Annotated in this window: 7 protein-coding genes; all 7 read right to left on the bottom strand. The window is 72.8% G+C overall.

What is annotated here, in order from left to right:
* Positions 1-28: 28 nt before the first annotated feature.
* The 7 genes from pyk to AC529_RS13525 all read right to left on the bottom strand — a co-directional run bounded on the left by pyk (position 29) and on the right by AC529_RS13525 (position 12394).
* Complete coding sequence (gene pyk, locus AC529_RS13555) at positions 29-1453, bottom strand: pyruvate kinase (RefSeq protein WP_068757235.1); 1425 nt, start codon at positions 1451-1453, stop codon at positions 29-31.
* Positions 1454-1512: 59 nt separating this feature from the next.
* A complete protein-coding gene (locus AC529_RS13550) occupies positions 1513-2079 on the bottom strand; it encodes a type 1 glutamine amidotransferase domain-containing protein (protein ID WP_068757234.1) in 567 nt (188 codons plus the stop codon).
* 59 nt (positions 2080-2138) lie between these two features.
* Complete coding sequence (locus AC529_RS13545) at positions 2139-3053, bottom strand: prenyltransferase (protein ID WP_068757606.1); 915 nt, start codon at positions 3051-3053, stop codon at positions 2139-2141.
* A gap of 223 nt (positions 3054-3276) precedes the next feature.
* Positions 3277-4734 carry a glutamate synthase subunit beta gene (locus AC529_RS13540; RefSeq protein ID WP_068757232.1) on the bottom strand — a complete coding sequence of 486 codons (1458 nt, stop codon included), beginning with the start codon at positions 4732-4734 and terminating at the stop codon, positions 3277-3279.
* A 32-nt stretch (positions 4735-4766) separates the two neighbouring features.
* Positions 4767-9329, bottom strand: coding sequence for a glutamate synthase large subunit (gene gltB, locus AC529_RS13535; RefSeq protein WP_068757230.1), 4563 nt, complete (start codon positions 9327-9329; stop codon positions 4767-4769).
* 457 nt (positions 9330-9786) lie between these two features.
* Positions 9787-11397 (bottom strand): bis-aminopropyl spermidine synthase family protein, encoded by a 1611-nt coding sequence (locus tag AC529_RS13530; protein WP_068757229.1) that lies wholly within the window; start codon positions 11395-11397, stop codon positions 9787-9789.
* Positions 11398-11407: 10 nt separating this feature from the next.
* Positions 11408-12394 (bottom strand): hypothetical protein, encoded by a 987-nt coding sequence (locus AC529_RS13525; RefSeq protein ID WP_232306731.1) that lies wholly within the window; start codon positions 12392-12394, stop codon positions 11408-11410.
* Between the last annotated feature and the right edge of the window lie 103 nt (positions 12395-12497).

Genomic DNA, 12497 nt, shown 5'->3' with positions numbered 1-12497 from the left:
GCCGGGGAGCGGACGCGACGGCACGGGGTCACCGGTTGGTGATGGCGTCGCCCATGCGGTGCACGCGCAGCATGTTGGTGGACCCCTGGGTCCCGGGCGGGCTGCCGGCGACGATGACGACCTTGTCGCCCTTCTGGTAGCCCATGTCCAGCAGTTCGGTCTCGACCTGGCGGACCATGTCGTCGGTGTTGTCCACCCACGGCACGAGGTGGGTGTCCACGCCCCAGGTGAGGGAGAGCTGGGCGCGGGTGGAGGACTCGGTGGTGAAGGCCAGCAGCGGGATGGGCGAGCGGTAGCGGGCCAGGCGGCGCGCGGTCTCGCCGCTGCTGGTGAAGGCGACCAGGGCCTTGGCTCCGACGGTGGCGCCCACCTCCGCGGCGGCGCGGGCGATGGAGCCGCCCACGGTCTCGGGAACGCGGTTGAGGATGTGGGAGGCGCGCAGGGACTCCTGCTCGGCGGCGGCGATGATGCGCGCCATGGTCTGCACGGTCTCCACGGGGTACTTGCCGACGCTGGTCTCGCCGGAGAGCATCACGGCGTCGGCGCCGTCGAGGACGGCGTTGGCCACGTCGGACGCCTCGGCCCGGGTGGGCCGGGGGGCGTTGATCATGGACTCCAGCATCTGGGTGGCGACGATGACCGGCTTGGCCTTGTCGCGGCAGCGTTCGATGGCGCGCTTCTGCACCATCGGAACGTTCTCCAGGGGCAGCTCGACGCCGAGGTCGCCGCGCGCGACCATGACGCCGTCGAACGCCTCGATGATGTCCTGGAGGCGCTCCACCGCCTGGGGTTTCTCGATCTTGGCGATGAGCGGGACGCGCACGCCCACCTCGTCCATGACCCGGTGGACGTCCTCGGCGTCGGCGGGGCTGCGCACGAAGGAGAGCGCGACCAGGTCGACGCCCTGTTCGAGGGCCCAGCGCAGGTCGCGTTCGTCCTTCTCGGTCAGGGCGGGGACGGCGACGGCGACGCCGGGGAGGTTGAGGCCCTTGTGGTCGGAGACCTGGCCGCCGATGATGACCCGGGTGTGGACGTCGGTGCTGGAGCTCTTGACGCACTCGAGGACGACGCGGCCGTCGTCGATGAGGACGCGGTCGCCGGGACGGACGTCGCCGGGGAGTCCCTTGTAGGTGGTGGAGACCCGGTGGCGGTCGCCGGGGACGTCGTCGACCGTGATGGTGAACTCGTCGCCGGGGTTGAGGGTGACGGGGCCGTCGGCGAAGGTGCCGAGGCGGATCTTGGGTCCCTGGAGGTCGGCGAGGATGCCGACGCTGCGTCCGCTGGCCTCGGCGGCGGCGCGGACGTTGGCATAGTTGGCGCTGTGGTCGGCGTGGGTACCGTGGCTGAGGTTGAGTCGCGCTACGTCCAGACCGGCGTCGACGAGCCTGCGGAGGGTTTCCGGGCTCGAAGTGGCCGGTCCAAGGGTCGCGACGATCTTTGCTCGACGTGTCACGTGTAACACTTTAGAGCTTTTCTGGGGCCGATTGGTCTAAACCAGGTTGCAAGTAGGCGTCACGAGACCGTCGTGGCGGCGAACGCGCTGACCAGAGCCTTGTTGAAAACCGGCAGGTCTTTGGGGCCGCGGCTGGTGACCAGTGCGTTGGGGCCGTCGGCGGAGACGACGACCGGCCGGTCCACCCAGACGGCTCCGGCGTTGGTGAGGTCGGTGCGCAGGCTGGGGTAGGAGGTGAGGGTCCGGCCGCGGACGACGTCGGCCTCGACGAGGACCCAGGCGGCGTGGCAGATCGCGGCGACGGGGCGCCCGGTGTCGAAGAACTCGCGGACGAAGGCGACGGCGCGCTCGTGGGTGCGCAGGTAGTCGGGGTTGGCCACCCCTCCGGGCAGCAGCAGCGCGTCGAAGTCGCGGGCGCCGACCCGGTCGACGGTCGCGTCCACCGCGAAGGTGTCGGCCCGGTCGAGGTGGTGGAACGCCTGGACGCGCCCGCCGGTGGTGGAGACCAGGCGGGGGTGTCCGCCCGCCTCGCGGACGGCCTCCCAGGGAGAGGTGAGTTCGACCTGCTCGGCTCCTTCGGGGGCGACGAGCACGGCGACGGTGACTCCGTCGAGTGTGCCGGACATGGGATGCTCCTCCCGTCGGGCGGTGCGCTTCGGTGGCCCCCTGCCCAGGCATGGGGCGTTCATGCGCCGGCCGTGGGGGCGGACCGGGACAGCATGCGGGGGGCGGGCTGCGGGAGGCGGCCGTAGGCGCGCAGGGTGAGCAGGCGGGACACGGTGAGGGCGCCGCGCCGTTCGGCGTCGGGGCCGGCGGCCCAGGGCCGCCGCAGCGGCCAGCCGCCGTCGGGCTGCTGGGCCGCCTGGAGCGCGTCGAGGTGGGCGTCGATCTCGGCGTCGGTGAAGAGGGTGCGGGCCAGGTCGTCGGGGCGGCGGGCGAGGTCGAGCGGGGTGTGCGCCCGCCCCTGGGCGGCGGGGTCGAGCGGCACGACGGCGCGGATCATCGGGGCGAGGCGGGCGAGTTCGGCGCGGGCGCGCTCCTGGTCGGGGGCGTACTGGAGGAAGGTGCAGACCGCGTCGGCCTCCTCGGGGTCGGTCCAGTTCAGCGCGGAGATGCGGCTCCAGCAGAAGGCCGAGGCGCGGTCCCGCCAGGGGTCGGTGACGCGGTGCTTGTGGAGCAGGCCCGCGATGGTCGCGGTGGGGTTGAGCGCACTGGCGAAGTCGCGGTGCTCGCGCCACCAGGGCGCGGCCTCGGTGTGGCGCACGGCGGGCAGGACGGGTGGGACTCCCCCGTCGGGCCGGGTGACGCTGGTGAGGTAGCGGCAGGCGGCCCGGGCGGTGTCGGCGGGCAGGGCGCCGAGTTCGTCGAGGAGGCGCAGGGCCAGCGCGGTGGCGAGCGGTTGGCTGCCGTGGCCGCGCAGCTCCGGGTCGAGGGCGTTGCCGTACCCGCCGTCGACGTTGCGGTGGGCGTCGAGGACGGCGCGGGCGGCGTGGGGCGGCTCGCTCTGGAAGTGGTGGGCGTAGCGGTAGCGGTCCAGGAGCCGGGCGTTGCGGGCGACGAAGTGTTCGGCGGCGTGGAGCGTGTCCCATGAGGTGTCCATGGTGGACTTGGTGCCGCCGGGGCAGGGGTTCAAACCTGGACGGGAGACGCGGACCGTCGCGTCGGTGCAGCTCGGGGAGTCTGCTGCGGGCTGCCCGGGCCGCGGCGGGCCGGCAGTGCGTTCCCCGCGCCGGGCCGGACGGCCGGCCCGGCGCGGGGAACGCCGGGGAGCCGGGGGCCGCCCGGGCGGCCTCCGGCTCCGTGTCGCTGCGCGCCGCGCCGGCTCAGACGGTCAGCGGCCGCGCGGTCGGCGGGATGGCGGTGGGCAGGTTGGTGCTGCCCGTCAGGTAGGCGTCGACCGCGGCGGCGGCGCTGCGGCCCTCGGCGATGGCCCACACGATGAGGGACTGGCCGCGGCCCATGTCCCCGGCGCAGAAGACGCCCTCGACGCTGGTGGCGTAGTCGGCGTCGCGCTTGACGTTGCCGCGCGCGTCGAGCTCCACGCCGAGCTGCTCCAGCATGCCCTCCCGCTGCGGGCCGAGGAAGCCCAGGGCGAGGGTGACGAGCTGGGCGGGCAGCTCCCGCTCGGTGCCGGGCACCGGTTCGAAGCCCTTGTCGGTGCGGTTGACCTCGACGAGCTTGAGGGCGCGCACGTTGCCCTCGTCGTCGCCGAGGAACTCCAGGGTGTTGACCGAGTACAGGCGCTTGCCGCCCTCCTCGTGGGCGCTGGTGACCTTGTACAGCATCGGCATGGTCGGCCACGGCTGGTGGGCGGGCCGCGTGGTGGGCGGCTTGGGCATGATCTCCAGTTGGGTGACGGAGGCCGCGCCCTGGCGGTGGGCGGTGCCGACGCAGTCGGCCCCGGTGTCGCCGCCGCCGATGACGACGACGTGCTTGCCCCGGGCGTTGATCGGCGGGGTGTCGTAGTCGCCCTCCTGCACCCGGTTGGCCTGCGGCAGGTACTCCATGGCCTGGTGGACGCCGTTGAGCTCGCGGCCCTTGATGGGCAGGTCGCGCCAGGCGGTGGCGCCGCCGGCGAGGACGACGGCGTCGTGTTCGGCGCGGAGCTGCTCGACGCTGAGGTCCACGCCGACGTTGACGCCGGTGCGGAACTCGGTGCCCTCGGCGCGCATCTGGGCGAGGCGCCGGTCGAGGTGCCGCTTCTCCATCTTGAACTCGGGGATGCCGTAGCGCAGCAGGCCGCCGATGCGGTCGGCGCGCTCGTAGACGGTCACCGTGTGCCCGGCGCGGGTGAGCTGCTGGGCGGCGGCCAGTCCGGCGGGGCCGGAGCCGACCACGGCGACCTTCTTGCCGGTGCGCACCGCGGGCGGCTGGGGCCGCACCCAGCCCTCCTCCCAGGCGCGGTCGATGATGGAGACCTCGACGTTCTTGATGGTGACGGCGGGCTGGTTGATGCCCAGGACGCACGCGGACTCGCACGGGGCGGGGCACAGGCGTCCGGTGAACTCGGGGAAGTTGTTGGTGGCGTGCAGCCGCTCGATCGCCTCACGCCAGTCGTGCCGGTAGACCAGGTCGTTCCACTCGGGGATGAGGTTGCCCAGCGGGCAGCCGTTGTGGCAGAACGGGATGCCGCAGTCCATGCAGCGCGACGCCTGCTTGATGAGGGTGCCGCGGTCGAAGTCCTCGTAGACCTCGCGCCAGTCCTGGATGCGGATCTCCACCGGGCGGTGCCGGGGCAGCTCCCGGTCCGTGATCTTGAGGAAGCCCTTGGGGTCGGCCATGGATCTCTGTCCCTCCTTTCTCGTTGCTGGTGTCAGGACCGGGCAGCGGCCATGATGGCCTCGGCCACGTCTCGTCCCTCGCGTTCGGCCTCGGCTCGGGCGTTCAGGACGCGCTTGTAGTCGCGCGGCATGATCTTGGCGAAGCGTTCGACGGCGATGTCGAAGTCGGCGAGGATGCGCTGGGCCACGGTGGAGCCGGTCTCGGCGTGGTGGCGGGTCAGCACGTCCTCCAGGAAGGCGCGGTCGGTGTCGTCGAGCGGGTCGATGTCGACCATCTCGGTGTTGACGCGCCGCTCGTCCAGGTCGAGGACGTAGGCGATGCCGCCGGACATGCCGGCCGCGAAGTTGCGTCCGGTGCGTCCCAGGATGACGGCGCGCCCGCCGGTCATGTACTCGCAGCCGTGGTCGCCCACGCCCTCGACGACGGCCAGCGCACCGGAGTTGCGGACGCAGAACCGCTCGCCGACGACGCCGCGCAGGAACAGCTCGCCGGAGGTCGCGCCGTAGGCGATGACGTTGCCGGCGATGATGTTCTCCTCGGGGACGAACTGGACCCCGTCGGCGGGGCGCACGACGATGCGTCCGCCGGACAGGCCCTTGCCGACGTAGTCGTTGGCGTCGCCGACCAGGCGCAGGGTGATGCCGCGGGGCAGGAACGCCCCGAAGGACTGTCCCGCCGAGCCGGTGAAGGTGATGTCGATGGTGTCGTCGGGCAGCCCCTCGGCGCCGTAGCGCTTGGTGACCTCGTGGCCGAGCATGGTGCCGACGGTGCGGTTGACGTTGCGGACCGGCAGGTCCAGCTTGAGCGGGGTGCCGTACTCCAGGGCGCCCTCGGACAACTGGACGAGGGTGAGGTCGAGGGCCTTGTCCAGGCCGTGGTCCTGGGCGCGGACCTGGCGGCGGTGGTCGCCCTCCCACGGCTCCACCTGGTGCAGGATCGGGGACAGGTCGAGTCCGGCGGCCTTCCAGTGGTCGACGGCGTCGCGGGTGTCGAGCATCTCGACGGCGCCGATCGCCTCGTCGAGGCTGCGGAAGCCCAGGGCGGCCAGGTACTCGCGGACCTCCTGGGCGATGAACTCGAAGAAGTTCACCACGAACTCGGGCTTGCCGCTGAAGCGCTTGCGCAGCTCGGGGTTCTGGGTGGCCACGCCCACCGGGCAGGTGTCCAGGTGGCACACGCGCATCATGACGCAGCCGGATACCACGAGCGGCGCGGTGGCGAAGCCGAACTCCTCGGCGCCCAGCAGGGCGGCGACGACGACGTCGCGGCCGGTCTTGAGCTGCCCGTCGACCTGCACGACGATGCGGTCGCGCAGCCCGTTGCGCAGCAGGGTCTGCTGGGTCTCGGCCAGGCCGAGCTCCCAGGGGGTGCCCGCGTGCTTGATGGAGGTGAGCGGGGAGGCCCCGGTGCCGCCGTCGTGCCCGGAGATGAGGACCACGTCGGCGTGGGCCTTGGACACGCCCGCGGCCACGGTGCCCACTCCGGCCTCGGAGACCAGCTTGACGTGGATGCGCGCCGAGGGGTTGGCGTTCTTCAGGTCGTGGATGAGCTGGGCGAGGTCCTCGATGGAGTAGATGTCGTGGTGCGGCGGCGGGGAGATCAGGCCGACGCCGGGGGTGGAGTGCCGGGTGTCGGCGACCCACGGGTAGACCTTGTGGCCGGGCAACTGGCCGCCCTCGCCGGGCTTGGCACCCTGGGCCATCTTGATCTGGATGTCGTCGGCGTTGGTCAGGTAGTGCGAGGTGACGCCGAAGCGGCCGGAGGCGACCTGCTTGATGGCGCTGCGCCGCAGGTCCCCGTTGGCGTCGGGGACGTAGCGGCGCGGGTCCTCGCCGCCCTCGCCGGTGTTGGACTTGGCGCCGAGCCGGTTCATGGCGATGGCGAGGGTCTCGTGGGCCTCCGCGGAGATGGAGCCGTAGGACATGGCGCCGGTGGAGAAGCGCTTGACGATCTCCGAGACCGGCTCGACCTCGTCGATCGGCACGGGCTCGCGCACGCCCTCCTTGAACTTGAACAGGCCGCGCAGGGTCATGAGGGTCTCGGCCTGCTCGTCGACCTTGGAGGTGTACTCCTTGAAGATCTCGTAGCGCCGGGTCCGCGTGGCGTGCTGGAGCTTGAAGACGGTCTCCGGGTTGAACAGGTGCGGCTCGCCCTCGCGGCGCCACTGGTACTCGCCGCCGACGGGCAGCCGGCGGTGGGCGGCGGCGTTGGGCGCGTAGGCGGCGGCGTGGCGGGCGCGGACCTCCTCGGCGAGGACGTCGAAGCCGATGCCGCCCAGGCGGGAGGTGGTGCCGACGAAGGCCCGGTCGATGACCTCCTGGCCGAGGCCGAGGGCCTCGAAGATCTGGGCGCCGGTGTAGGAGCTGACCGTGGACACGCCCATCTTGGACATGATCTTCAGCAGGCCCTTGCCGAACGCCTTGACGGTGTTGCGGGCGGCGGTGTCGGGGTCGACGCCGCTGATGACGCCGCGCGCGGCCAGGTCGCGGACGGTGGACAGGGCGAGGTAGGGGTTGACCGCGGACGCGCCGTAGCCCAGCAGCAGGGCGACGTGGTGGCACTCGCGGACGTCGCCGGCCTCGACCACGAGGCCCACCTCGGTGCGGGTCTTCTCGCGGACCAGGTGGTGGTGGACGGTGCCGGTGAGCAGCAGCGACGGGATGGGGGCGTGGTCGGCGTCGGCCCCGCGGTCGCTGAGGACGACGATGTGCGCGCCCTCGGCGATGGCCTGCGACACCTCGGCGCAGATCTCGTCGAGGCGTGCGGTGAGGGCCGTGCCGCCGCCCGCGGCGGGGTAGACGCCCCGGACGGTGTGGACGCGGAAGGCGGGGTCACCGTCGGGTCCGCCGGCGCGGACGATGGCGGCGAGTTCCGCCTCCTGGATGATCGGGGTGTCCAGCACGATGCGGCGGCAGTCCTCGGGGTCGGGAGACAGGACGTTCTCCTCGGCGCCCAGGGCCGTCCTGAGGCTGGTGACCAGCTCCTCGCGGATGGCGTCCAGCGGCGGGTTGGTGACCTGCGCGAAGTTCTGCGAGAAGTAGTCGAAGAGCTGGCGGGGGCGGCTGGACAGCACGGCGACGGGCGTGTCGGTGCCCATGGAGCCGATGGCCTCGGCCCCGGTGCGCGCCATGGGGGTGAGCAGGACGCGCAGCTCCTCCTCGGTGTAGCCGAAGACCCGCTGGTGGTGGACGATGTCGTCGACGGGGGCGGCCTCGGCCTCGGGCAGCTCCGCCAGGCGCACGACGTTGTCGGCGAGCCACTCGGCGTAGGGGTGCTCGGCGGCGAGCTCGGCCTTGACCTCCTCGTCCTCGAGGATGCGGCCGCGGGCGGTGTCGACGACGAAGATGCGGCCGGGCTGCAAGCGGCCCTTGCGGACGACGCGCTTGGGGTCGATGTCGAGGACGCCGACCTCGCTGGCCATGACGACGAGGCCGTCGTCGGTGACCCAGTAGCGGCCGGGGCGCAGGCCGTTGCGGTCGAGGACCGCGCCGATGAGGGTGCCGTCGGTGAAGGTGACGGAGGCGGGGCCGTCCCAGGGCTCCATGAGCATGGAGTGGAACTCGTAGAAGGCCCGCACCGCCGGGTCCATCTCGGTGTGGTTCTCCCACGGCTCGGGGATCATCATGAGCACCGCGTGCGGCAGCGAGCGTCCGCCCAGGTGCAGCAGTTCCAGGGCGGCGTCGAAGGAGGCGGTGTCGGAGTCCTCGGCGTCGACGACGGGGAAGATCCGGGACAGGTCGCCGGGGAGGAGGTCACTGGCGAGGGTGGCCTCGCGGGCGCGCATCCAGTTGCGGTTGCCCTTGACGGTGTTGATCTCGCCGTTGTGGGCGATGTAGCGGAAGGGGTGCGCGAGCGGCCACGACGGGAAGGTGTTGGTGGAGAACCGCGAGTGGACCAGCGCCAGCCCGGAGGCGTAGCGGGGGTCGGACAGGTCCGGGAAGAACGGCTCCAGCTGGGGCGTGGTCAGCATGCCCTTGTAGGTGATGGTGCGCGGCGACAGGCTGGCGAAGTAGACGCCGACCTCGTGTTCGACGCGCTTGCGCAGGCAGTAGGCGTGGCGCTCCAGCTCGATGCCGGTCAGGTTCTCGGTGGGGGTGCCGGGGCGGCCGGCGAGGAACAGCTGCTTGAAGAACGGCATGTTCTCGCGGGCGACGGGGCCGCAGTGGCGGGGGTCGTGGGGCAGGTCGCGCCAGCCCAGGACGGTGAGGTTCTCCTCCTCGGCGATGCGGCCGATGGCGGCGACGGCTTCCTGGCGGGCCGCGGCCTCGGTGGGCAGGAACCCGATCCCCACGGCGTAGGCGCCCGCCTCCGGCAGGTCGAATCCGCAGGTCTCGCGGTAGAGCTGGTCGGGGATCTGGGTGAGGATCCCCACGCCGTCGCCGTCGTCGGGGTCGGCTCCGGAAGCGCCACGGTGGTCGAGGTTGCGCAGCACGGTGAGCGCCTTCTCGATGATGTCGTGGCTGCGACGACCGGAAAGGTCGGCAACGAAACCGACGCCGCAGGAGTCGTGTTCGTAGGAGCTGTCGTACAGGCCCTCGGAAGTGGTCTTCGCGTTCGGTCGGACCGTCGAACGCCGCACCTGGCCAGCAGGCATCTACCCTCCTGTCGTCTCTTCCTCTGTGCTTTCGAAAAGCGCAGTGGGACGACGTTGGCCCTGCTGCGTCAGCGTGTGCCGTACTGTCCGCACCCGATTCACGCGGATTGGATCGATCGGTCCGCGGGACACTCCATCGTGACCGTCGGTGCTCGTCCGGACAGTGCGCCACCCGCCGGTGACTCACTTTTCTCGGTGGTCTGCCCCCACTGTAGCTTGAGGTCTAGACCACCTGTCACCGCGGTACGGTGCCGGCCGTCCGCGGGATCCCCTGGTTGGGGGGTGGGTGTGTGCGATGCCGCGCGGGTTGCTGCGGCTTTTCGGTTGTGTATCCCGCGGATGGCACCGTGAAACCTCCCGGTGGGAAGGCTCGTGCGGCGACCGGAGTCAGCTTACATGCCTGTAACACGTCCTCGACCGGTCGGCCCCGGTGGTTGCCCCCGGCGGGCGTCCGGGGTCAGGGCAGTTGGCCGGCGAGCCGGTGCAGCGCGTCGTCGAGTGCGGCGAACCGGTGCAGCGGCAGGTCCAGCAGGGTGTGCCCGGCCAGCCAGGGCAGGGCCTCGGCCACGCGGGTGCGGGCCCACTTCTTGTTCACGGGCCGTCCGGTGCGGGCGGCGACCCGCACCAGCCCCTCGCGCAGGACCGAGGCGACCGATCCGTGGGCGCGCTGCCGCAGGCGGCGGGCGAGCCAGACGGCGGGGTCGGCGGTGTCGTCGGGGGGTGCCGCCGCGCCCACCCGGACGACGGTGTGGCGTGCGTCGGGCACACCGCGCAGGAAGCGCAGGGGGCGGTCGGGACCGACGACCCGGCGCAGCCCCTGCTGTCCGGCGGCGTCGCGGACCTGGGGGGCGTGCGAGGCCACCACGACGTGCAGGTCGGCGGCTGGTGCGGCGAGGATCACCCGTTCGGTGAGCGCCTCGGCGCCGCCGGTCAGGTTCACGGCGGCGCTGCGGGCGGTCGGCGGGGCGGCCAGCCAGGCGTCCAGGCCGACCCGGCGCACCCCTTCCGGCAGGGGCTCGGGCCAGTCCCCGACGCAGACCTCGGGGGGCGTGCCGCCCCAGGCGCGGGGCGCGGTCGCTGCGGTGAGGGCCGCGGCGGACTCGCGGGCGTTGGCGCCCTGGCTGTAGATGCGCGCGGCCGACTCGGCGGCGCGTCCCACGGGGGTGCGCGCGGTGGCGCGCAGCAGGTACAGGTCGCTGGCGGCGCCGATGGCCTCGGCGCCCAGGTAGCGGTTGAAGTCCGGCCAGAGGGCCTCGATGGCGAGGTGGAGGCGGGTGAGGCGCTGCTGGACGCGGGCGGCCAGGGCCGGGGTGGTCTCGCTGGCGCCGTAGGCGAGGAGGACGCGCGTGGCGGCGGGGTCGGCGCTGCCCTCCAGCCCGCGGCGGACGAACAGCTCCACGCCCTCGGGGGTGTAGGGCGGGTCGGTGAAGACGAGGTCGGCGCTGCCGCGCACCGCCGGGGGCAGTCCGAACCGCAGGTCGGCGAAGTAGCAGCGGACCCGGCAGCCGAGCCGGGCCGCGGCGGTGTCGATGTAGTCGAGCATGCGCTCGTCGATGTCCACCACGGTGGCGGCGGCGTCGGGGTCCACCAGGGTCAGCGCGAGGGAGGTGAGGTCGTGGTCGCCCACGCACAGCAGGCGGGCGCCGCCGGTGGCGAAGCAGGTGGTGAGGAGCAGGGCGCGGCGCAGTGCGGTGCGTGCGGTGGCGGACACGTGGTCCAGGTCCGCGCGGGGCGGGGGCGCCTCGGCGACCAGCGTGCGCAGTTCGGCCTCGACGTCGGCGTGGGCGGCGACGAGGTGGCCGACCGGGTCGGCCAGGCGGGGGCGCGCGGCGAGGGGCGCGTACCGGTCCGGGTCGCGCAGGCGGACTCGGTCGCCGTCGCGGTCCAGTTCGGTCTCGACGGCGGCGAGGGTGTCGGCGACCACCCGGTGCGCCACCGCGGTGGCGCGCACCAGGTCGCGGGCGGTCCACCAGCGCCCGTCGGCGAGGGCACCCAGGACGAGCTGGCCGCGTACGGCGTGCACGCCCCGCTCGGCGAGCGGGGCGTGCGGTGCGGTGCGGTCGGTCATGGGAGGCGGGTCATCCGGTTCCCTGGGAGAGGCCCGTGCCCTCGGTGCCGGTTCCCGCGCCCTCGGTGCCGGTCCCCTCGGTCCCGATGCCCGTGCCCTCGGTCCCGATGCCCTCGGTGCCGGTGCCCGTGCCGTCTCCCGCCGGGGCCTCCTGGTCCCCGGTGTCGACCCCGTTGGCCTCCAGGAAGTTCTTGCGCTCGTTGATCCGCTGGTAGATCGGCATGTCGAAGCGGCTCAGCGTGACCAGCGGCTGCTGTAGGACCTCGGTCTCCTCGGTGGAGGTGGAGCTCTTGGACTGCACCCACAGCACCAGCAGGTAGTGGCCGTTGACGGTGGCCTCGGCCGAGCTGTACCCGCTGCCGAGCAGGTCGAAGGGCTCCTCCGTGACGGGCGGCAGCAGGAAGCCGCCCTCCTCGGCGGTCTCCTCCTCGGCGGGGGCCAGGGCCTCGGCGAGGGTCCGCGACGCCTCGATGTCGCGGAGTTTGAAGACCGCGGCCACGCCGATGTAGTCGTCGGAGACGTAGCCGGCGCGCACCACCTGCGAGCAGTCGGCGCTCTCCACCGCGGCCAGGGCCTTGGGCCCCCAGACCGCCTCGGCGCAGTTGTCGTCGACGGAGCCGCCCCGGAAGGTGAAGGTCAGGTCCCGGGAGCTGATGTCGGCGTCGCCCTCGGGGAAGAAGTCCTGCTCGGTGAAGGGGCGGGGGTCGTCGTCGCGGTTGGCGAGGAGTTCGTTGGCCTGGCCGGACTCGTAGACCTGGTAGCGGGAGGGCACGGCCTGGACGGTCTCCGGCTCGCCGGTGCCCACGAAGCGCAGGACCACCACCACGGCCACCGCGATCACGGCGACGACCAGCGCACCGACGAGGATCGGCACCAGGGGGAAGCTCCGGCTCGCGCGCCGTCCGCCCTTGCGGCGCCGGGTCCCCCGGCTGCGCCCCGAACGCTCCTGGGGGGTGCTCGCGGGGGGCTTCCTGCGTCGGCCGGGGGCGCCGGACACGGGCGACTCGGTAGGTGACACCTGTGACCTCTTCGATGAGCTGATGGTTTCGGGAGGGCTGTAGGGAAGGATAGAGGACTCCCCGGCGGCCCGCCGGGGAACC

The sequence above is a fragment of the Thermobifida cellulosilytica TB100 genome, assembly GCF_001517975.1.
Classification (GTDB): domain Bacteria; phylum Actinomycetota; class Actinomycetes; order Streptosporangiales; family Streptosporangiaceae; genus Thermobifida; species Thermobifida cellulosilytica.
The sequence above is the reverse complement of the archived record's forward strand: the minus strand, read 5'-3'. Positions and strand labels throughout refer to the sequence as shown.

Coding starts and splice junctions, on each gene's coding strand:
- AC529_RS13550 (WP_068757234.1), bottom strand. CDS start 2,079: ATGTCCGGCACACTCGACGGAGTCACCGTCGCCGTGCTCGTCGCCCCC.
- AC529_RS13545 (WP_068757606.1), bottom strand. CDS start 3,053: ATGGACACCTCATGGGACACGCTCCACGCCGCCGAACACTTCGTCGCC.
- AC529_RS13540 (WP_068757232.1), bottom strand. CDS start 4,734: ATGGCCGACCCCAAGGGCTTCCTCAAGATCACGGACCGGGAGCTGCCC.
- gltB (WP_068757230.1), bottom strand. CDS start 9,329: ATGCCTGCTGGCCAGGTGCGGCGTTCGACGGTCCGACCGAACGCGAAG.
- AC529_RS13530 (WP_068757229.1), bottom strand. CDS start 11,397: ATGACCGACCGCACCGCACCGCACGCCCCGCTCGCCGAGCGGGGCGTG.